Source organism: Martinezella lusitana (assembly GCF_010668395.1).
Taxonomy (GTDB): Bacteria; Pseudomonadota; Alphaproteobacteria; order Rhizobiales; family Rhizobiaceae; genus Rhizobium; species Rhizobium lusitanum_A.
Map to the genome: position 1 here is coordinate 147257 of NZ_WUEY01000013.1, position 20150 is coordinate 167406.

19 protein-coding genes are annotated in these 20150 nt (G+C 61.2%); 11 read left to right on the forward strand and 8 right to left on the reverse strand.

Annotated elements, in window-relative coordinates; all coding sequences use genetic code 11:
* The first annotated feature begins 37 nt into the window (after nt 1-37).
* Nucleotides 38-1711, forward strand: a complete 1674-nt coding sequence (leuA, locus tag GR212_RS24445; protein ID WP_163990396.1) for a 2-isopropylmalate synthase — start codon at nt 38-40, stop codon at nt 1709-1711.
* 76 nt (nt 1712-1787) lie between these two features.
* On the opposite strand, the gene GR212_RS24450 is transcribed toward leuA, so the two are convergent.
* Nucleotides 1788-3452 carry an SDR family oxidoreductase gene (locus tag GR212_RS24450; protein ID WP_163990398.1) on the reverse strand — a complete coding sequence of 555 codons (1665 nt, stop codon included), beginning with the start codon at nt 3450-3452 and terminating at the stop codon, nt 1788-1790.
* Nucleotides 3410-3829, reverse strand: a complete 420-nt coding sequence (locus GR212_RS24455) for a thiol-disulfide oxidoreductase DCC family protein (protein WP_163990400.1) — start codon at nt 3827-3829, stop codon at nt 3410-3412. The genes GR212_RS24450 and GR212_RS24455 overlap by 43 nt, the downstream gene beginning before the upstream one ends.
* Before the next feature lie 160 nt (nt 3830-3989).
* Between GR212_RS24455 and GR212_RS24460 the strand changes: the two genes are divergently transcribed.
* Together GR212_RS24460 and GR212_RS24465 are read left to right on the forward strand one after the other, a co-directional pair.
* Nucleotides 3990-4556 carry a TetR/AcrR family transcriptional regulator gene (locus GR212_RS24460; RefSeq protein WP_163990402.1) on the forward strand — a complete coding sequence of 189 codons (567 nt, stop codon included), beginning with the start codon at nt 3990-3992 and terminating at the stop codon, nt 4554-4556.
* 49 nt (nt 4557-4605) lie between these two features.
* Nucleotides 4606-5574, forward strand: coding sequence for a quinone oxidoreductase family protein (locus tag GR212_RS24465; protein WP_163990404.1), 969 nt, complete (start codon nt 4606-4608; stop codon nt 5572-5574).
* 99 nt (nt 5575-5673) lie between these two features.
* Here the strand turns inward: GR212_RS24465 and GR212_RS24470 are convergent, their stop codons facing one another.
* Together GR212_RS24470 and GR212_RS24475 are read right to left on the reverse strand one after the other, a co-directional pair.
* Nucleotides 5674-5931, reverse strand: coding sequence for a GCG_CRPN prefix-to-repeats domain-containing protein (locus tag GR212_RS24470; RefSeq protein ID WP_163990405.1), 258 nt, complete (start codon nt 5929-5931; stop codon nt 5674-5676).
* A gap of 143 nt (nt 5932-6074) precedes the next feature.
* Entirely contained in the window at nt 6075-6983 is a 909-nt protein-coding gene (locus tag GR212_RS24475) for a phosphatase PAP2 family protein (protein WP_348643519.1), read from the reverse strand.
* A gap of 455 nt (nt 6984-7438) precedes the next feature.
* Between GR212_RS24475 and GR212_RS24480 the strand changes: the two genes are divergently transcribed.
* The 6 genes from GR212_RS24480 to GR212_RS24505 all read left to right on the forward strand — a co-directional run bounded on the left by GR212_RS24480 (nt 7439) and on the right by GR212_RS24505 (nt 12411).
* Nucleotides 7439-8389 carry a helix-turn-helix domain-containing protein gene (locus GR212_RS24480; RefSeq protein WP_163990409.1) on the forward strand — a complete coding sequence of 317 codons (951 nt, stop codon included), beginning with the start codon at nt 7439-7441 and terminating at the stop codon, nt 8387-8389.
* A gap of 156 nt (nt 8390-8545) precedes the next feature.
* Nucleotides 8546-10054, forward strand: a complete 1509-nt coding sequence (gene adh / locus GR212_RS24485) for an aldehyde dehydrogenase (protein ID WP_163990411.1) — start codon at nt 8546-8548, stop codon at nt 10052-10054.
* Between the two features lie 82 nt (nt 10055-10136).
* On the forward strand, nt 10137-10529 hold the full coding sequence (locus tag GR212_RS24490; RefSeq protein WP_204326737.1) for a DUF779 domain-containing protein: 393 nt from the start codon (nt 10137-10139) through the stop codon (nt 10527-10529).
* Between the two features lie 92 nt (nt 10530-10621).
* On the forward strand, nt 10622-11218 hold the full coding sequence (locus GR212_RS24495) for a DJ-1/PfpI family protein (protein ID WP_163990415.1): 597 nt from the start codon (nt 10622-10624) through the stop codon (nt 11216-11218).
* Between the two features lie 21 nt (nt 11219-11239).
* The gene (locus GR212_RS24500) at nt 11240-11590 is read left to right on the forward strand and encodes a ribbon-helix-helix domain-containing protein (RefSeq protein ID WP_163990417.1); all 351 of its coding nucleotides are present in this window, start codon (nt 11240-11242) and stop codon (nt 11588-11590) included.
* A gap of 263 nt (nt 11591-11853) precedes the next feature.
* Nucleotides 11854-12411 (forward strand): hypothetical protein, encoded by a 558-nt coding sequence (locus GR212_RS24505; RefSeq protein ID WP_163990419.1) that lies wholly within the window; start codon nt 11854-11856, stop codon nt 12409-12411.
* A gap of 142 nt (nt 12412-12553) precedes the next feature.
* Here the strand turns inward: GR212_RS24505 and GR212_RS24510 are convergent, their stop codons facing one another.
* A complete protein-coding gene (locus GR212_RS24510) occupies nt 12554-13273 on the reverse strand; it encodes an ROK family protein (RefSeq protein ID WP_163990421.1) in 720 nt (239 codons plus the stop codon).
* 40 nt (nt 13274-13313) lie between these two features.
* Complete coding sequence (locus GR212_RS24515; protein WP_163990422.1) at nt 13314-15737, reverse strand: glucan 1,4-alpha-glucosidase; 2424 nt, start codon at nt 15735-15737, stop codon at nt 13314-13316.
* A gap of 389 nt (nt 15738-16126) precedes the next feature.
* On the opposite strand from GR212_RS24515, the gene GR212_RS24520 reads away from it, so the two are divergent.
* Nucleotides 16127-17083 (forward strand): MYG1 family protein, encoded by a 957-nt coding sequence (locus GR212_RS24520; RefSeq protein ID WP_163990424.1) that lies wholly within the window; start codon nt 16127-16129, stop codon nt 17081-17083.
* Between the two features lie 88 nt (nt 17084-17171).
* Here the strand turns inward: GR212_RS24520 and GR212_RS24525 are convergent, their stop codons facing one another.
* The gene (locus GR212_RS24525; RefSeq protein WP_163990426.1) at nt 17172-17792 is read right to left on the reverse strand and encodes a TetR/AcrR family transcriptional regulator; all 621 of its coding nucleotides are present in this window, start codon (nt 17790-17792) and stop codon (nt 17172-17174) included.
* Between the two features lie 61 nt (nt 17793-17853).
* On the opposite strand from GR212_RS24525, the gene GR212_RS24530 reads away from it, so the two are divergent.
* On the forward strand, nt 17854-18771 hold the full coding sequence (locus tag GR212_RS24530; protein ID WP_163990427.1) for an alpha/beta hydrolase family protein: 918 nt from the start codon (nt 17854-17856) through the stop codon (nt 18769-18771).
* A gap of 77 nt (nt 18772-18848) precedes the next feature.
* Here the strand turns inward: GR212_RS24530 and GR212_RS24535 are convergent, their stop codons facing one another.
* On the reverse strand, nt 18849-19907 hold the full coding sequence (locus GR212_RS24535; protein ID WP_163990429.1) for an NAD(P)-dependent alcohol dehydrogenase: 1059 nt from the start codon (nt 19905-19907) through the stop codon (nt 18849-18851).
* Between the last annotated feature and the right edge of the window lie 243 nt (nt 19908-20150).

The following is a 20150-nucleotide window of genomic DNA, read 5'->3' on the forward strand; positions in this document are numbered from 1 at the left end:
TTTTTTCCCGATTAGACCGAGTGCAACGGAACGGATCATGCTGAAGAATCCCGAAACCAAATATCGCCCCTTTGTCTCACCCATCGAGTTGCCGGATCGGCAATGGCCGAACAGGCGGCTTGCCAAGGCACCGCGGTGGCTCTCCACGGATCTGCGCGACGGAAACCAGGCGCTCGCCAATCCCATGGATGTCGAGCGAAAACTGCGCTTCTACGACATGCTCCTCGCCTCCGGCTTCAAGGAGATCGAGGTTGCCTTTCCATCGGCCTCGCAGATCGAGTTCGATTTCGTGCGCGCGCTGATCGAGAAGGGTCGCATCCCCGAGGATGTGGCGATACAGGTGCTGACCCAGTCGCGTGCCGATCTCATTGCCCGTACCTTTGAATCCCTGACAGGCGCCCGCAAGGCGATCGTCCATCTCTACAATGCCACGGCGCCGCTCTTCCGGCGCGTCGTCTTCGGCATGGATCGGCATCAGATCGTCGATCTTGCCGTCAGTGGCGTCACGGCAATGCTGGAGGAAAGCGTCAAGCGGCCGGAGACGGACTGGACATTCGAATATTCGCCGGAAACCTTCTGCTTCACCGAGCCGGATTTTGCGCTCGAGATCTGCGAGCGGGTGCTCGACGTCTGGCAGCCGACCGTGGAGCGTCCCGCTATCCTCAACCTGCCGGCGACGGTCGAGGTCGCGATGCCGAATATCTATGCCGACCAGATCGAATGGTTCTGCCGCAATATTTCGCGTCGTGAAGCCGTCATCATCAGCGTCCATCCGCACAACGATCGCGGCACGGCCGTGGCCTCGGCCGAGCAGGCGCTGCTGGCAGGCGCCGACCGCGTCGAGGGTTGCCTCTTCGGCAATGGCGAGCGCACCGGCAATGTCGATCTGGTGACGCTGGCCCTGAACCTCTACACGCAGGGCATCGATCCCGGCCTCTCCTTCCCGTCGATCCGCGAGGTCGTCAAGACGGTGGAATATTGCAATGGCCTACCCATCCATCCGCGCCATCCTTATGCGGGCGAGCTGGTGCATACGGCCTTCTCCGGTTCGCATCAGGACGCCATCCGCAAGGGATTTGCCGCGCATGAGCGCCGCAACGACGGCATATGGGAAATGCCCTACCTGCCGGTCGATCCGGCCGATATCGGCGAAAGCTACGAGGCGGTCATCCGCGTCAACAGCCAGTCGGGGAAGGGTGGCGTCGCCTGGGTGATCGAGCAGGATAAAGGTCTGAAATTGCCGCGCGCCATGCAGATCGATTTCAGCAAGCGCGTCCAGCGTCTCGCCGACAGCACCAAGAGGGAATTGACGGCCGAGGATATCTGGACGGTGTTCGCGCATGCCTATCATGTCGGCGATATCGAATGCTTCGCGCTTGTCGATTATGATGGCGGCTTGCGCAGGGGACCGGCTGCGGAGCGCATCTTCACCGGCCGCATTCGTCATCGGGATCGAGACGTTACCGTCACCGGCCGAGGCAATGGCCTCGTCTCCGCCGTGCTTGCCGCGATTGAAGAGGCATTCGGTGTGATGCTCGGCGTCATCGACTATCATGAGCATGCGCTCCGCCGCGGGAGCGATGCGAAAGCCGCCGCCTATCTGCAATGCGTCCGGCCGGACGGTACGCAGGTCTTCGGCGTCGGCATCGATGACGACGTTGCGACAGCAACCGTCAAAGCTGTGCTCAGCGCGGCGAGCGCGCACGATTGACGACTAGCCGCATCGCCCGCTATCGGCCGCGTCTCGACCGATAGCGACGAGCGTTGAACAGAGATGGCCGGCCGCATCAAGCAAGCTGCCGCAGCCAGCCCCGATAATGAACCACGGGGCCGATGACGGGCAGGGCGATCGACACGTCGAAATGGAAGTGTTCATCCTCCGCCCATTCATAGGCGGTACTGCGCGGTGCGAGGACGAGCGGCAGGCGGATGCGCAGGAGCGACCATTGCCTGATCTCCATGCTGAGCCCACTACCGCGTACAAGCAGATCGAATGCGAAGCGGAAGGGACCGAAGCGTTCGACGAGGCGGCCCCGCTCCTCGCTCAAATGGCTGGAGAAGCGCTGGCCGGAAAAATCCCGGATCCATTGTTCGATGCCGCCATGCTCCTCAAAGGAGACATGCAGCTCGTGCTTTCCCGCCGCAGGGAAACCGAATAATCCGGCAACCAGCCGGGCAGCAGGCGACTGCCCGCGGGTAACAACGGCCTCGCCGCTTGCACCGCCATCGCCGAAGACCTCGTGCATGGCGCGCACCGGCCTGGACAACTGCGTGAATGTGGAACCCATCACACGTTGATAGAGCGGCGCATAGGCTGCTTCCACCGTTTCCTCGCTGACCGTGAGATCGCGGAGCAATGTTCGGAAATCCGCAAGGGTCAGCAGGCCGCCGGCATGGCGGGCGCCGGACGAAAATCGTCCCTCGCGCAGCGCACGCGCCAGCAATTGCGCCGGAAGGGTCGGGATTTCCACGCCGTCGCCATTTTCGGCAATGAGCGTCCAGCGCCGGGATCGCATTTCGCCGTGTTGGATTCCCTTCACTACGATTGCCACGGCGGATCGGGCGGTGCCGAGCCGTGCCGTCAGGCCCTGCAATGGCAGGAGAAGATGGCTTATCTTTTTCAGAGATGCCAGCCGGCCCCAGACGACCGGCCAGGATAGCAGCCACAGAGCCAGCGTCTGAAAGGCAAATTCGGGTCCGGCCCGGAAGATGACACTCGGATGTCCGGCAATCGTGTCGACCAGCAGGTCGTGATCCGGCACATCGGCAAGCGCTACAAGTCGGTGCAGAGGAGGGTGGCCTGAGACTGCGTAGGTTTTACGCTTCACCATATGCCAGCCGATCGCGTCCCGCCACCGCCGGCCGCGCCAGAGCCGCACCGGCTTGCCGACATAGCTGAGGATCGCCGATGCGACGGAGGCGCCCGCGGTTGCGCGGTTGGAAGCGCTGATCGACATGTCTATCGAACGAACGTCCTGCATGCCCTCGCCAAGCTCCGCTACGACGGCGCTCGACAGGGCCGGCACGCTCGATGCGCCTGAGATGACGGCGACGCCGGCGGCCCTGGCCTCTCCGTCGAGCGAACCGATCGCGCCGACGAAATCGCGCGCATCGGCAAGATCGATGTAGTGGACGCCGGCCTTTATGCAGGCCCGCGCGACCCGGTCGTCGCTTTGCTGGAAGGGGCCGGCCGCATCGATGAGCAAAAAGGGTCTGTGTTCGTCAAGGGTCGCGGCGATATCGCCGTTGCGATCGGCCTGCAGCGCAGTCGCGTTCGGCAATCGTGAGGCCAGCGTCTTGGCTGCTTCCAGGTTGCGTCCCGCAACCAGAACCTCGAAGCCATCGCCGGCAAGGCGCCGCGACAAGCGCGCGCCAAACCCGCCATAGCCGCCGAGAACCAGAACCCTCTTCAAAGGATGCGGCTCGCCTGATCGGGTGTCGGCAGCCAGCAAGTCTCCCGCTTGCCGAAAATGCGATAGCGATTGCGGGCAAGCCAGCGATAGATCGGGTCGCGCAGCATGCGGGGCACGAAGCGCAGCGCGGAAATAACCTTCCAGGGCCAGCCGAGACCGCCATAGATGGCAAGCACCGCGTCGCTGTCCCGCAGCACGCCTGCACCATCCACGATAATCAGGCTGTCGGGATTGGCAGGGTCTATCCCGCAGCGACGATAGAGAGCAGCGCCGGTCTCATTCTGCATGGAAGCGAGACGGAAGCGGCCGATGCGGTCATGGCGCAATACGAACTGGGCATTGGCCGAACACAGCACGCACATGGCGTCGAATACGATGATCGGCCCTTGATAGTCGCTGATGTTGCTTTTGCTCATGCTGGCGTTTTCTGTGATCCGGTCTACCCCCACAGACTTGCCCGGTTGAGTTCCCGCCGTCAATTGCACGTTTTCCGGGGCAGCCATGCCAAACCGGCAAAAGACGTGAGATGATGGTCTCGTTCTTGACCGGTCGTTCTGAAATTCCTATCTTGTAGTCATGGCACGACCAAAAGAATTCGATGAAATGACGGCTCTGGATGCTGCGATCGGGGTTTTCCGCGATAAGGGATATGCTGCGACCTCGGCATCCACGCTCGTCGACGCGCTTCATATCGGCCGCCAGAGCCTCTACGACACGTTCGGCGACAAATGGCGTCTGTATCTCGAAGCCGTGCGTCGATATGCGGCACAGGAGACAGATGCGCATCTCGCTGCATTGAAAACGGGGCCGCGGGCTCTCGATGGTATCGAGGCCATGCTGATGCGGGTCGTGGCCACGGCCTCGGAAACCTGCCTCGGCGTCGGTTCGATCTGCGAATTCGGAACCACGCAGCCGGAACTTACGAAAATCCATGAAGCCGCAGGCTTGCGCCTGCATTCCGCCGTCCTTGAACGGGTGCGTAGCGCGCAGAGCGAGGGCAGTATTGCTTCCGTCATCGACCCCGAGCAGGCAGCACAGTTCTTGACGGCAAATATCGCCGCAATCCGCGTGGCGGCCAGGGCCGGTTCGAGGGCCGAGGATCTCTCCGCTCTTGCCCGCCTTGCTCTTCGCGGCCTGCGTTAGGAATTTTTTTGCTTAATTCTGGAACGATCATTCAAATAAGGAGATGCAGATGAAATCGATCGTCATGACCGCCGTCGGTGGTTCGAACGTCCTGGAGTATGTCGACCGACCGGATCCGATTCCCGGCGTGGGAGAGGTTCTGGTGCAGGTCCATGCCGCCGGTGTGAATTTTATGGATATCGGCGTCCGGCAGGGAATGGCCTGGACGCATATGCCCAATCCCAAGACGCTTGGCGTCGAAGGCGCAGGAAGGGTGCTTGCGTTGGGCAAGGATGTCGCAAGCGTCAAGATTGGCGATCGTGTCGCCTGGGTCTATGCGCCCGGAAGTTACGCCGAGCGCGTCGTCATGCCCGAAGCCTCCCTGGTCAAGGTGCCTGACGCGATCGATGATCGCACGGCCGCCGCGATCATCATGCAGGGGCTGACGGCCAGCCATTTCGCGACTGATTTCTATCCCGTGCAACCGGGCGACATCGCGCTCGTCCATGCAGCAGCAGGCGGTGTCGGCCTGCTGCTGACGCAGATCATCAAACTGCGCGGCGGCCATGTGATCGGCCGTGTCTCCAGTCAGGCCAAGGTCGATGTTGCGAAATCCGCGGGCGCCGACCATGTCATCGTCGATGCGGAAGGCAAATTCGCCGAAGAGGCCATCCGCTTGTCCGGCGGCGGGGGTGTCCATGTGGTCTATGACGGCTCGGGTCCGACGACGTTTCAGGGCTCCCTGGATTCTCTTCGTCGGTCGGGGACCTTCTGCTGGTTCGGCCCGGTGCTGGGCGGCCCCGGTCCGCTCGATATCATGAGCCTGCCGCGCAGCATCAAGATCGGCTACGCCGTCTTCTCCGACCATATTCACACGCCGGAGCTGTTCAGGGCGCATTCGACCCAGCTCTTCGAATGGATCGAGCAAGGTAAACTGAAGGTCACCATAGGCGGGGTCTACCCGCTGGCGGACGCTCGGCGTGCGCATGAGAATATGGAGAGCCGCAGAACGACGGGGAAATTGCTTCTTCTGCCTTGACCAGGCAGACGGGCATCGAAGCCGGCAAGGCGACAGAGCTATCGGCCGGCGCGCGACCCGATCTCCAGGACCGGGTCGCGTCCCAATCAGGATAGAGGCTTAGCGGTAGCGCCAGCCACCATGCCACCGCTCACGGTGCACCCAATAGCGGTGCCCATCCCAGTATCCGCGTCCCGGATAAAAGACGCCGACTGCCGGTCCGGCCGGCACAACGACGACCGGCCGTCCTTCGTTCGGGCGGCAATGGCCATAGGGACCACGATGAAAGCCGACGCCGCATCCCTCGCGCGCTTCGACCGGGGAGATCGTCGCAAAGCAAGCAGTTGCAGCAAAAGCCAGTAATATGATCTTTTTCATGATGTCCTCATTCATCCTTGAAGAGCTTAGGCTGTTGTCCCTTCAGCGATTGAACGGCCGTGATCGGCAAATCCGTCGCTGCGTCTCGATCAATTTTGCATTCACATCAGAATCACATCGGGGAGGCCGGGCTTATGCGGCGCTCACGTCCTTAAGCTTAGCCGAAAACAGCACTTGCCGGCTAGCTCAGGACCGAATTTCGAGAATCCCGGATGTGTGGCCGGCCTTTGCCGGGCATCCCTTGGCGGCGGGTACCACTTTTTTCCCATCCTGGGCATGCCCCGTGCCAAGGCACGCAGAACGGCCAGGAGCGTTTTGTATTGCTCTCCCGGGCACAGGCGACCGTCGGCGCCATAGGCAAAGAGAAGGCGACGCCCGGCAAAGATATGCGCCAGCCATAGTGCGAAGGCCACGCCGATGCCCCAGCCCATCAGCGTGTCGCTCGCCCAATGAGCGCCTACCCACTGACGCGACAGGCAGATCAACACACCGACGGGCATGAATACCGGGCGGAGGCGGGGAAAGACGAGTGCCAGCGACATGGCCATGGCGCCTGCCGTGGCCGAATGTCCGGAAGGAAACGATGCGAAGTCGGAGTGAAAGGCGAAAGGTCGAAAGGAGAAGGCGCCGTTCGTCTGCAGGAGCTCCGGCCTGGCGCGGCCGATGACGTTCTTGGCAAGTGAATCGACAATGCCGCCGCCGGCAACCGCCACGAAGATGAACGCCGCTGCGGCAGCGATGAGATCCGTGCCTGTGCGTATCGATTTCCGCAACGTTTGCGCCGGTGCGAGGATGGCGAATATCAGCAGGGCGCCGCTGAATGTGAGCTCAAGCAGCCCGGTGCCGAGACTGCTGATCCATTTGGCCATGCCACGCAACTGCTGAGGAAACGACGTCATCCAGATGCCCAGCGGATAATCGGCTGTCCACATGACGAACAATGACAGGACGAGGAAAATGGCGATGACGGCCAGTGGCCGCTCGAGAAATGCGCGATTTGCCGGAGGCGCAACCACAGGCGCGTTGAAGACGCAGCGAAGTCCGGCGACCACGCGTCTGCAACCGGTGTCGGCAGATCGCTCCAGCGCTTTTTTCACAGCCCTTTGGCCTCGCCGCCATGCCCGCATAAAGCCGACTTTCCGTTGCCGTCGATCACTCATCCATGAAGCCGGTGTTTGCGAACACGGATTTTCTCTTCATTTCCTTGAGGCAAGGCTGCTACAGCGACTCGCTGACAGCCGCCTGAAAGGCTGCAAACCCGGCGATTTTTGGCGTTGGCCCGCCCGCAATTTCCACCGCCCGCGGCGTTCGACATTGGTGGGCGCGGATTCATTTTCCGAAATGCTGCGGCTGTGGCAGGAGCGGTGGGATGGGCGGCGCCGAAAAAGACTTTATCGCCAATGGGATAATGGCGGAATCCGGTATTCTCGGGCGAAAGGCGCTGGGAGGATTGCCACAGCCGGCTTTTTTAGCGACAATTGCAGCAGCGTTCCGTGGGAGGAGCCTAATGCACGAATATTCCGCGCATGCGGATCAGGTCTATGCGTCGGCGCAATCTGCGGCGGCAAGTTCGCCCGTCGTCGCCTCGTGGAGACGCTGCATGACGATGCATCGCCTTGCGCCGGAGGACAAGCGTTTGCCCATGCGGCTGACGGGGCAGGAATTCCAGGCGGCGCTTGAACGGTCGCAACGACTGGTTGCCGAAGCCTCGAACGAGCTGGATCGTCTGTTCCTTGCGGTCGGGAAGGCCGGCTGCTGCCTGTTGCTGACCGATCGTGACGGCATTGCGCTCGAGCGGCGTGGCGCGATCGCCGACGACAAGGAGTTTCACGACCTTGGTCTGTGGACGGGTTCGGTGTGGACCGAAGCCAGCATCGGCACCAATGGTATCGGCACCGCGCTTGCCGACGAGCGGGCCGTCGCGATCTTTCGCGACCAGCATTTCTTCAGCTCCAATATCGACCTGAGCTGCACCACGGCCCCGATCCGCGATCATCGTGGCCAGCTTGCCGGCGCGCTCGACATTTCCACCTGCCGCGAGGATGTCAACGACGCGACATTGATGATCCTGTCGCAGACGGTGCGTGACGCGGCGGTGCGCATCGAGCTCAATCTGTTCCGCAGTGCCTTTGCCGGTGCCCGTTTCGTCATGGTTCCGACGGATACGGCGTCCACTTCCGCGCTGCTGGCAGTCGACCGCAACGACCTCGTGCTCGGCGCAACGCGAGCGGCTCGTCTTGCGCTGAGGCTCGACGATCATCGCATTGCCGCTGGAATTCCCGCTTCCGATGTTCTGCGCGAGCAGGGGGCTGCGAGCGAGGATCTTCTCGAGGTCGAACGCGCGGCGCTGCTGCGGGCCCTTTCGCGCGCCAACGGCAATGTCTCTCAGGCAGCGACCGCGCTCGGCATGAGCCGTTCGACGCTGCATCGGAAGATGAAGCGGCTCAATCTGCACTGAATTGCCGCCAGGGACACATTCGGTCGAGCAGATGTCGCATGGTTGCGACACTGTGCGCTGCAGCATGAGGCGCCGACCCTACCGCCCGAAGGCATATGCACGCACACTTCTCTCATTGGGTTCATTTACCGGACCTGCCGACCAAGGGAGGATGGCATGCTGCATCAGAAGATCGTCGAATCTCCGTTCAAGCTGAAATATGGCAACTATATCGGTGGCGAGTGGCGCGACCCGATCGGCGGCAAGTATTTCGACAACCTGACGCCGATCACAGGCGGCAAGATCTGCGAAATTCCGCGCTCCGACGAGAAGGATATCAATGCCGCTCTCGATGCCGCCCATGCGGCAAAGGACAAGTGGGGCAAGACGTCGACGACCGATCGCTCCAACATCCTGATGAAGATCGCCCAGCGCATGGAAGACAAGCTCGAGGTGCTGGCGCAGGCGGAAAGCTGGGACAACGGCAAGCCGATCCGCGAAACCATGGCTGCCGACATTCCGCTGGCCATCGATCATTTCCGTTATTTTGCTTCCTGCATCCGCGCCCAGGAAGGTTCGATCGGCGAGATCGACCACGATACCGTCGCCTATCACTTCCATGAGCCGCTCGGGGTCGTCGGCCAGATCATTCCGTGGAACTTCCCGATCCTGATGGCGGCCTGGAAACTTGCCCCGGCACTCGCCGCCGGCAATTGCGTCGTCATCAAGCCAGCCGAGCAGACGCCGGCCTCGCTTCTGGTCTGGGCCGAGCTGGTTGGTGATCTCTTGCCGCCGGGCGTTCTCAACATCGTCAATGGCTTCGGCCTGGAGGCCGGCAAGCCGCTGGCGACCAGCCCGCGTATCGCCAAGATCGCGTTTACCGGCGAGACGACGACTGGCCGGCTGATCATGCAGTATGCCAGCCAGAACCTTATCCCCGTCACGCTCGAGCTCGGCGGCAAGTCGCCGAACATCTTCTTTGCCGATGTCGCGGCCGAGGACGATGATTTCTTTGACAAGGCACTCGAAGGCTTTGCGATGTTCGCGCTGAACCAGGGCGAAGTCTGCACATGCCCCAGCCGCGCATTGATCCAGGAATCGGTCTACGACCGCTTCATGGAAAGGGCCATCAAGCGCGTGGAAGCGATCAAGCAGGGCAACCCGCTGGATTCCGCGACCATGATCGGCGCCCAGGCGTCGAGCGAGCAGATGGAGAAGATCCTCTCCTATCTCGATATTGGCAGACAGGAAGGTGCCGAAGTCCTGACGGGCGGCGCACGCGCCGATCTCGGTGGGGAGCTGGCGAGCGGCTATTACATCAAGCCGACCATCTTCAAGGGCCACAACAAGATGCGCATCTTCCAGGAGGAGATCTTCGGCCCGGTCGTGTCGGTGACGACCTTCAAGGATGAGAAGGAAGCGCTCGAAATCGCCAACGACACGCTTTACGGTCTCGGCGCCGGCGTGTGGACCCGCGACGGCAACCGCGCCTATCGCTTCGGCCGCGAGATCCAGGCCGGCCGTGTCTGGACCAATTGCTACCATGCCTATCCGGCGCATGCGGCCTTCGGCGGCTACAAGCAATCCGGCATCGGTCGCGAGAACCACAAGATGATGCTCGATCACTACCAGCAGACCAAGAACATGCTGGTGAGCTACAGCCCGAAGGCGCTCGGTTTCTTCTGAGACCTCCCAACAAAGCCAATGAGGCTCCCAGCGGAAGCTGGGGGCCTTCAAGCATTTGCACTGAGACGATTGGAGGATGGTCATGGACGACAATGGCTTAGAGCCGCGGGTGTTGGCGACCGACAAGGCGCTCGAGCTGATCCGCGAGATACAGCAGGACCATCCCGACATCCTTTTCCACCAGTCGGGCGGCTGCTGCGACGGCTCTTCGCCGATGTGCTATCCGACGAACGAATTCATGGTCGGCGACAACGACGTCAAGCTCGGGGAGATCGGCGGCGTGCCCGTCTATATCAGCGGCAGCCAGTTCGAGGCCTGGAAACATACCCAGCTTATCATCGACGTCGTTCCCGGCCGCGGCGGCATGTTTTCCCTCGACAATGGGCGGGAGAAGCGTTTTCTTACCCGCTCCCGCCTCTTTGGCGGCGGCGAGGCTTGTGCCGTTCCGGATATTCGCCGGCCGCCGGCGCCATAAATCACGTTGTAAACGGCGTGTAGTATTCGCCTAATACCCGCGCGTTGCGATGCTTTGCTAAAGTGCAGACGTTGGTTTTTAGGGAGGAAGACATGCCAGCAGCAAAGATCCTGATGATTACCGGTGATTTCACCGAAGACTACGAAACCATGGTGCCGTTTCAGACGCTGCTTGCCTGCGGCTATACGGTGCATGCCGTTTGCCCCGGCAAGAATGCCGGTGAGACGGTGGCGACGGCCATTCACGACTTCGAAGGCGACCAGACCTATTCCGAAAAGCGCGGCCATAATTTTGCGTTGAACGCAACGTTTGCCAGCATCCGTGCCGAGGATTACGATGCGCTCGTCGTTCCGGGCGGCCGTGCGCCGGAATATCTCCGTCTGAACCCCGACGTCATCAAGGCGGTGCAGCATTTCTTCGAGGCGGACAAGCCGGTTGCCGCTATTTGCCACGGCGCGCAATTGCTCGCCGCTGCGGGCGTTCTCAAGGGGCGCACCTGCTCGGCCTATCCCGCCTGCCGGCCCGAAGTGGAGCTTGCAGGCGGCACTTACGCCGATATCGCCATCAACGACGCCGTCGCGGACGGCAAGCTCGTAACCGCACCGGCCTGGCCGGCGCATCCGTCATGGTTGCGCCAGTTCATGGCCGTGCTTGACGCCAACGCGTTGTCGCAGGCAAACGCCGCCTGAACCAGAAGAAAGGGAACGCGCATGTGCGAATTGTTCATCAAGGCCGATGCCAGGCTCTGGGAAAGCACCACGCGTTCCCTGCGCATCGACGGCATGGTGACCAGCGTGAGGCTGGAGAACTTTTTCTGGTCGAAGCTGGAGGAAATCGCACGGCGCGACCGCATGAACGTGGTGCAGCTGATTACAAAGCTGCACCATGAATCGATCGACGCCGGCCACGATCTCGGCAATTTCACGTCGTTCCTGCGTGTCTGCTGCGCGCGCTATATCGACTTGCAGCTTGCCGGCGACATTTCGCGAGATCTTTCCCAGCCGATCGCCGGTGTCGACGCCCCTGCCATCCTGGGGCGGGAGCGTTTGAAATATCATTGATCGCATCGCGAGGGTGGTAAACCTGTCGCAGGGCTTTTGCTGAGCGTTGATGCGCCGACCGTCGGCTTGGGCATCGACCGGGGGCTTAAATGACCTTGGCGAAGCGATGCAACTTATGGCAAAGTTTTCTTTGCCATTTATATCCTGAGTTATATAAGCCTTAACCAACCCTTGGTAGTGATCTTGTGTCGACTATCGCATGAGGCATAGAGCTTTGCGTCAGGCTTTCATGAAAGAGAAGCCGAAGCGCGCGAGGATTCGCGATGACATCCGTTTCCAACATATCTTCGGTGGCGCTAACCATCCTGCGGGGGCTGAATGCCATTAGCACTGCAGCACCGCAACAACCAAAATCCAGGGCCGACAATCTTATTGCCGCGGCAAGCGGCCAGGCTGACAAGATAGCAGCATCAAAGCAGCCGACGCCGGCGCAATCGAAAGTCTCCGAGGCATTTTTCGGCACAGACGGCAAAGCCGATCTCACAGCGATGAAGCTCGATCTCATCTATCGCACAGGCAAGGCGCTGGGCGTCGATCACGAAGACTACAGTTCGGTGCACGATTTTGCGAAGGCCATGCAAAAGGCCTATCACGAGCTGGAGCCTTCCGAGGTCAACAGGATTGAGCACGATCTCGGTCTGGATAAACTCGGTCTGTCACTGGAAGATGTGATCAACAGCGCCAGGGATCCCGAACGCAATGACAAGGTGACACGCGCGCTCAAGCAGCAGATGGACAAGGGCGAGGGCGGCGACGCAAAGATGAGTCCGCAAGCGATTGTCGGGCCGGATGGCCTCTATGGTCTCTCTCCAGTCAAGTAGCTGCAGCCTTTTGGCCCAAGTTTGCGTAGGCCGGCGAGGCCATCTCCGATAAGATCGGCCGCTGCATCCACGGCAATTTCCACATAGCCCGGATCGCGATGGGAGCGGCACGCCGCCGCCATCGCCCGGCCGTTCATTGCATCTAGAAACTCAAGCTTTCATCCGTCCACAGGCGAAAACCTCCGAGAAAGGCATTCTCGTTGTCACCGGCGCGGCAGCCTTGAGGGAGCGTCTCGAGTTTTTCGAGGTTGCCGCCACCAATGACGGTTTCATGCGGCAGGAGCGCCGCTTGCAACCTGCCCACGACCTTCTCGACCGATTTGCGCCATTTCTTTTTCCCGTACTTGTCGAGCCCGCGCTCGCCGACGAAGTCCTCGAAGGTTTCATTCTTCTTGTAGGGCAGATGCGCGAGTTCCATCGGCAAACATACGTGATTGACGATCATTGCCGAACCCAGCCCGGTGCCGAGCCCGAGAAACAACATATTCCCGCCGTTATAGCTGCCGATTGCCTGCATGACGGCATCGTTGACAAGCCTGACGGGCTTGCCGAAAGCGGCCGAAAAATCGAAGTCTTTCCAGCCGGGGCCAAGGTTGTGCGGTTCCAGCGCCGGCTTATTGCCGGCAACTGGCCCGGGATACCCCATGCCGATGACGTCGTACTGCCAGTCGCCTGCAAGCTTTTTGACCGTTTCGACCATCTGCTGGGCCGACATCGCCACGCCCGAGACGGCTGCTCTCCGGTCGCTGCCCGAACTCAGGCGGACTTTGACGTGCGAACCGCCAAGATCGATTGCCAGTACCACGAGATCTTTCGACGCTTTGGACGTCGGTTGCTTCGGAGTTTTTGGCCTTGTATTCACGATGGATCTCTCCTCCAGGTGCGTCTGTTGTCAGTAAGGTCTAGCGAGCGCCGTCGGCCACGGCCACGGAGAAATCTACCCCCTCCCAATGGTCGGTATCGGGCCAATAAAATGTGAAGGTGACCAAGGCCCCCTTGGGCAGCCGTTCCGTCGCAAGCTCCGCAACGTCGATGCCGAAGCCGTTTTTGCGCGTTTCGATATCGCTTTCGCTCGTCCACCCGTCGGAGCTCCAGCGGACGACGGCCTTCGCCATTACCTCGATCCTGAGACGCTTGCCGACGAGAACCTGCGAAGTCTTGTTGTTGAAGCGCCAGAGCACGAAGGGCGCCGTTGTCTTGTTTTTGATATAGCGTTCGACACCCTGCGGAGGCATGTCGAAAACGGCATTGTCTCTCAGCGAACGCAGCAGCTTGATATGTTCGGCATGGGCCCAGACAAGCGGCATGGCGCTGCCGGAGGGCTCGCCGAAAACAAGGCCCCGCTCCGGCATGTCGGGCTTATCCCAGACCTGTTCGGGCAAAAGGCCACCCGGGCCAGCCGATCCTTCAAGAGCATTGAGCAATGCCATGGCCGCTTTCGGCCTGCCGGCAGCAAGTTCGTAATGGGCCCGTTCGCCGGCGAGCAGCGGCCACGGCCGACCGATGCCGGTGCCGTCGAATGCGCTGCCGTCCTCATGTTCGCCATATCCGTCGCCCGTATAGCGATACCAGAGCGGCCCCTGCGGCAGGTCGCATTTGAGCTGCGCGTCGATGATTCTCACCGTGTCGACGATGCGCGGATCGTTGGCGGCGCGCAATCCGAACCGAACCAGCGCCAGGGCATCCGGGCTGACGACGCGGGCCGTCGGCAGATAGGAATCAGCAGGCGGTCGGTTCTTGATCGGCACGAAACCGTCGGCGGGTGATGCGCCATCGGCGATATCGGGCGGGGCGATGCGCACATAATAGCCGTTGACCCCAAGGTCGGCGCTGGCAGCATCGGCGTCGACATAGGTCCAGCGCTCTATCTGGTCGTTCCAGGCATCCGCCGTCTGCCTGAGATAGTCGGCATTGTGATCGTGGCCGGCAATTTCCAGAATATCGGCGGCGGCGAGCAGCGCGGCGATCTCGACGGCGAGCGTGAAGGGAGAAAAGCCGCCATCCTCTTCCCAGCGGTCCTCGCCGGTGACGGGGCCGTTGACAACCACATAGCACGCCGCTCTCTCGATCATCGAAACGTAGGACAAGAGCGCATCCCCGGTGAGGGCTCCTTCGCGACGGAGTGCGTCGGCAAGCAGGATGGGAAAGGCGCATTCGTCCATCTGTATGCCGGTCCAGTAGGGCTCGCCGTCGAGCCAGGCGTTCTGCGGCCAATGTCCGTCCGCCTCCTGGATCGCGCGTAGATAGGCAAGAATGCGAAGTGCGTCCTGCGGTGCGCCGGCCGCAAGAAATCCGCCAGCCGTCTCGACGAGATCGCGCGGCCACACCAGGTGATAGCCTCCGAGATCCTCGTCGCCCTTGGCAAAGCCCCAGGGAATGGAGAGCGAGGCGACTGCCGGCCCCTCGAAGGACAGAGGCCGGTGCGTTGCAAGAACGGCCGTCGATATCCGATAGCGATTGAGTTCGGGTGGCGGCGCCCTTGGTTCATCCAGCGGCAGCAGAGTGCTCTGCCATCTCCGCCAGTCGGCGACATAGCTGCGCTCGGCATCCTTGTATCCGGCTTGCAGACTGGCGAGTGCGTTGTAGGCCGCCTCTTCGGGACGGTTTCCAAAGCCAAGCGACAGAAGCACGGTGTCGCTTCCGGCAGCAAGGTCGATTTCACCGGTCAGTGCGACGTTGCCGTCGGCGGCATGGGTGATGCGCGGGTCCAATTCTCCGGTATCCTGCAACTGACGCCAGCCATCGGAAATGCCGACATAGCCAGCCGAGGCCGATCGCCATCCGCCGCTGACGGCGAGCGCCAGCGAGATGCCACCCTTGCCGGTCGCAAAAAGCATCGGCGTGCCTTTGTAATCCCCGACCCAGCCCGTATTGCCGCTGCCGGCATTGACCAGATGCGGAGCGGCCAGCACATATAGCCGATAGTCGTGAACCGACCCGTGCAGCGCTTCGAACGATATTTGCTGAAGCAGGCTGTTCCGCGCCGGATCGACGATAATGCGCTTGATGATGCGGTAGCGCCCGTCGATTGCCGTATTGACGAGCCGATAGGCCGGAACGCCATCTTCGACGGTTGTGACGACGCTTTCGGCATCACGCTTTTCCTCGGAAAAATAGCCATCCGGACCGGTAACGATCAAACCGAGGTCGCGTGTGCAGGCGCAATCGACGCGCGGAAAATAAACTTCATTGAGGATGCCGTGGCTGAGTGTGAACCAAATGCGGCACGCCGGCGAGAGCGCCGTGCCCACCCCGCTCTTCGCACTGGATGTCCAGCGAGGAGCGATACCCCCCGCACCAACGCCCGAAGTATCGTCCTGAGTCATGCGTTCATCTCCGTTGTCGTTGCAATCTGCTCTGACAAACCGGCTTCGGCAAGAGCTGCTCGTCACGACGTTGGCCGGGACTTTGGAATGATGCGTCCGCTGTCGTCAAATTGCGCAATGGCGGCCGGTGAAGAAGCCGAGCCTGTGACCAGAGGTTCATCCCAAGGCACAGTCCGCGAACCGTATAAGTATGGCCAAGGATAGCCAGCCACTATTCCTACACGGTTCCGACGGGATCGTCGAAGATCTCCGGTCCATAAGGCTGCGGTGGTCGTTGAGGCTGCGGGTACTCGCCCCAAAACGAATGGCGGGTTGAGATACGTTCGATCAGCCGCTATCTGGGTGCCGAGCCCAAGAGGGCTCTTCGTGAACAAAAAGGTGATGCCGTCATGATTCCAGATTTCCTCGTCACCCATTCCGGTGGCTTCCATGCGGACGAATTGCTGTCGAGCGTCATCCTGACCCGGCTTTTCCCGCAGGCCCGCCTCGTCCGCAGCAGGGCTCCGGAATGGATCACGGCCGGCGCAGATCGGATCATCTATGATGTCGGCGGGAAATATGACGCAGCTGAGCGGATATTCGATCACCATCAGCGCGGGGCGCCGCTACGGGACGATGGCCAGCCGTACAGCTCGTTCGGATTGATCTGGAGACATTATGGTCGTGATTATCTTGCCGCGCTCGGCCTTCCGGAAGCCCATATAGATACGGTTCACGTTTCTTTCGACACGAGTTTTGTGCTGCCAATCGATCTGGTGGACAATGGTGCGCTTAGTCCCTCGATTGCAGGGCCGCTGGCCGGGCTCACGCTGTCGGCGCTGCTGGAAACCTTAAAACCGGTCTTCGATGAGACGGACCCTGAGGCCGACGATCGCTGTTTCCACGCAGCGCTTGCCATCGCCCGTAGTTTCGTCGAGGCAAGGATAGGGCAAAGCGCTGCAAAATTGCGGGCCGAGGCACTTGTACACCAGGCAATCGTGGAGACGGGCAAGGGGCGAGTTCTGGAGCTGCCGATGGGAATGCCGTTCCGTCCCGCCATCATGAAGGCGGGCGCTGATCACCTGCTGTTTGTCGTTCATCCGCGCGAAAAGGATTGGTGCCTGACCGGCATCCGGCGCGCGGAGGAGGGGTTTGAGCTTCGCGCCGATCTGCCAATGGCCTGGGCCGGTCTGACCAATGGCGATCTGGAGGCGGCTTGTGGCGTGGAGGGCGCAAGCTTTTGCCACAACGGCCGTTTCATCGCCGCGGCCCGGACGCGCGAGGCCGCTCTTGCCATGGCCGAGTTGGCCGTACGAGAGGCAATTTCCAGCGAAGCGGGATCAGCAGCCCACACCGGTCTACGCTGAACTGTCCCGGCACTCTTGCTATTGCGAGTGAAAGCTCGCGATCTGTCGCATGTGCAGTGGGTTGGGGAACATTCGGGCTTGTCTGCGATCAGGTCGTCCGGCCTGCGGCTCTCGATCCAGGGTCGTTTGAGCCGGGGAGGCGGCCTCTAATAAGATCAGCCGCCGCTTCCGCTGCAGTTTCCATATAGCTCGGGTCGCGATGGAGCAGGACGACCGCAAAGGCGCCGTCGAGAAGCAACATGACCTGGCGCGCAAGTAACGAGGCATCGCCATCCGCTCCCGCTTTCATGAAGACCGACCCCAGCCAGTCTTCCACACGCTTCTTGTGGGCTCGGGCTGTGACCAGGGCCGGATGGCCGGGAAGGTTGACGAGTTCCACCGAGGTTCGCAGGAAGCCGCAGCCCTTCCATTTGGCGTTCCGCGCCGATTGCGCCAGATGGCGAAAGATGCCGGCAACTTTCTCGGCAGCATCGCCTTCCGTCTCATCGAACCAACGCTTGAAGAGGGAGAGGTTCGGTTCGTCGCGGGCTTGCAGATGGGCAGCGATCAGGTCGTCCTTGCTGCGGAAATGATAGTAGAGGGTCCGCTTGGTGAGGCCTGCCTTTTCGGCGATGGCGTCGACGCTGATCGCGCGGATTCCATCCTGCCGGAAGAGTTTTCCGGCGGCCTGGAGAATGCGTTCGCGTGTCGGCTGCGAGCTGTCTTTCATGGCTCAATGTATACCGGGTAGTGAGTATACACAATGAGGCCGTCGTCTCATCTTGTCGGCCATGACCGAGCAACCCTTTTCATCTTCGAACACAAGCAGCCTGGCGATTTCCATTCGTTGCCGGGATGGCGTCGTTCTCGGCGGCCATCTTTGGCCGGCGGAGACCAAGAGGCCGGAAGGCAGTGTGATCATCAATCCCGCTACGGGCGTTCTTGCGCGCTACTATCACCGTTATGCGCAGTTTCTGGCGCGACATGGATTTGACGTCCTGACCTTCGATTATCGCGGCATCGGCCGATCGCGTCCGCAGCAGCTGCGCGGGTCCGGATATCGCTGGCGGGATTGGGGCGAACAGGATTTCGAGGCGGCGTTACGGTGGTTGGCGGCCGATCGGCGTAGCGGTCCGCTCATGGTGGTGGGCCATAGCATCGGCGGCTTCCTGCCGGGACTGGCCGAAAGCGCGCCTGAGATCGACAGGATGCTAACGGTCGGAGCTCAATATGCCTGGTGGGGCGACTACAAGCCGCGTCGGCGGGCTGCCTTGTTTCTCAAATGGCATGTCGCCATGCCGGCGCTGACGGCGGCCTGTGGCTATTTTCCGGGCCGCCGGCTCGGCTGGCTGGAAGATCTGCCGTCCGGCGTGGCGAACGAATGGAGCTTTCGCGGGCCGCGGTTTGAACGCAGCCATCCGAGAAGCGAGAGGAAGGACGCACTGAGGCGCATGGCGGCTGCCAGGGCACGCATTCTCGCAGTCGCGGTTTCCGACGATGAACTGGGCACGCTGCCGGCCATTCGTCGCGCGCTCGATTACTATACCGGTGCGCAGCGCACGTCGGTACTGCTGCACCCAGCTGATTTCGGCCGTGGTGCGATCGGCCATTTCGGCCTGTTCCACGACCGTTACACAGACAGCTTCTGGACCGATACGCTTTCATGGCTGCGGGAGGGTCGCAATCCCTGGCCCTCCCGAATTGTCTGAACGGCGAACCTGCTCGTCCGCCGGCGGCAAAGAAGCGCCGTGAGAGGCTTGGTTTGATAAGCCGCCTCCCTGCTCGCTCAGGCTGCTCCCGGCACCGAAAGCGAGGCCATATCGATCACGAAGCGATAGGGAATGTCCGCGCGCTGCAGTGTCGCGAAAGCGTCGTTGATCTCTTCCGGGCGGATGATCCGGCATTCGGGAAGAATGCCCTTGCGTGCGCAGAAATCGATCACTTCCTGCGTTTCGCGCATTCCGCCGATCGGCGATCCGGCAACTCGGCGCCGGCCGATAAGGAAAGGAAGGCCGTTCACTTCGCCCCAGGGGCCGACCTGCCCGACCACGACCAGCGTACCGTCGATATCCAGCAGAGGCATGTAGGCATCGAGATCATGCTTGACGGGAACCGTGTCGATGATCAGGTCGAAGGCGTTGGCAGCGGCATTCATGGCCGCAGCATGGGTTGAGATCAGGAAGTCGTCGGCGCCGATTTCGCGGGCAATCTTTTCCTTGTCCGGCGAGCGCGAGATCATCGTCACTTTGGCGCCCATGGCAGCTGCCAGCTTGACGGCCATGTGACCGAGGCCGCCCATACCGATGACGCCGACGCGGCTATGCGGACCGACATTCCAGGTGCGAAGCGGCGAATAAGTGGTGATGCCGGCGCAAAGGATCGGAGCGGTGCGCGAGAGATCCATACCCTCGGGCACGGTGCAGACGAACTCCTCGCGCACGACGATATGCTTCGAGTAGCCGCCTTTCGTGATCGATCCGTCGATCCGATCGGGAACGCTGTAGGTGCCCGTATTGCCTTCGCGGCAGAACTGCTCCTCGCCGCGCCGGCACTGATCGCAATGCTGGCAGCTGTCGACCATGCAGCCGACCGCACCGTGGTCGCCGATCCTGAATTTGGTGACATCGCTGCCGACCTCGATCACTCGGCCGACGATTTCATGGCCCGGGACCAGGGGGTAGCTCGAAAAACCCCAATCGTTGTGCGCCATGTGGACGTCCGAGTGGCAGATTCCGGCATAGACGATCTCCATCACCACGTCGTTCGGGCGCGGTGCGCGCCGTTCGAAAGAGTAGGGCTCCAGCGGAGTCTCCGCCGAGGTGCACGCATAGCCAATGGTCTTCATGTTTCGTCCGCCTTTTATGTCGTGGAGCGCTCTTGCACGCCGATTGATCATCGGGAGAGAATCTATCCGACGCCGGCCGCAACGTTAAGACAGGCAATCGTGTTCGTCATCATCTCTGTCCATCATGAATGGTATGCGACAGGATGCGATCGAAAGCGTCAGGCTGGCCGGTGACGGAGCCATTATCCGAAATCACGAATTCTAAAATCGTGAATCCGCGCCTAATTCCTTTGTTTGACGAAC

Excerpts from the sequence above, each read along its gene's own strand:
- GR212_RS24525 (WP_163990426.1), bottom strand. The coding sequence starts at position 17,792 with ATGAAAGACAGCTCGCAGCCGACACGCGAACGCATTCTCCAGGCCGCC.
- GR212_RS24495 (WP_163990415.1), top strand. The coding sequence starts at position 10,622 with ATGCCAGCAGCAAAGATCCTGATGATTACCGGTGATTTCACCGAAGAC.
- GR212_RS24530 (WP_163990427.1), top strand. The coding sequence starts at position 17,854 with ATGACCGAGCAACCCTTTTCATCTTCGAACACAAGCAGCCTGGCGATT.
- GR212_RS24505 (WP_163990419.1), top strand. The coding sequence starts at position 11,854 with ATGACATCCGTTTCCAACATATCTTCGGTGGCGCTAACCATCCTGCGG.
- GR212_RS24520 (WP_163990424.1), top strand. The coding sequence starts at position 16,127 with ATGATTCCAGATTTCCTCGTCACCCATTCCGGTGGCTTCCATGCGGAC.
- GR212_RS24455 (WP_163990400.1), bottom strand. The coding sequence starts at position 3,829 with ATGAGCAAAAGCAACATCAGCGACTATCAAGGGCCGATCATCGTATTC.
- GR212_RS24460 (WP_163990402.1), top strand. The coding sequence starts at position 3,990 with ATGGCACGACCAAAAGAATTCGATGAAATGACGGCTCTGGATGCTGCG.
- GR212_RS24515 (WP_163990422.1), bottom strand. The coding sequence starts at position 15,737 with ATGACTCAGGACGATACTTCGGGCGTTGGTGCGGGGGGTATCGCTCCT.
- adh (WP_163990411.1), top strand. The coding sequence starts at position 8,546 with ATGCTGCATCAGAAGATCGTCGAATCTCCGTTCAAGCTGAAATATGGC.
- GR212_RS24535 (WP_163990429.1), bottom strand. The coding sequence starts at position 19,907 with ATGAAGACCATTGGCTATGCGTGCACCTCGGCGGAGACTCCGCTGGAG.
- GR212_RS24500 (WP_163990417.1), top strand. The coding sequence starts at position 11,240 with ATGTGCGAATTGTTCATCAAGGCCGATGCCAGGCTCTGGGAAAGCACC.
- GR212_RS24490 (WP_204326737.1), top strand. The coding sequence starts at position 10,137 with ATGGACGACAATGGCTTAGAGCCGCGGGTGTTGGCGACCGACAAGGCG.
- GR212_RS24470 (WP_163990405.1), bottom strand. The coding sequence starts at position 5,931 with ATGAAAAAGATCATATTACTGGCTTTTGCTGCAACTGCTTGCTTTGCG.
- leuA (WP_163990396.1), top strand. The coding sequence starts at position 38 with ATGCTGAAGAATCCCGAAACCAAATATCGCCCCTTTGTCTCACCCATC.
- GR212_RS24465 (WP_163990404.1), top strand. The coding sequence starts at position 4,606 with ATGAAATCGATCGTCATGACCGCCGTCGGTGGTTCGAACGTCCTGGAG.
- GR212_RS24480 (WP_163990409.1), top strand. The coding sequence starts at position 7,439 with ATGCACGAATATTCCGCGCATGCGGATCAGGTCTATGCGTCGGCGCAA.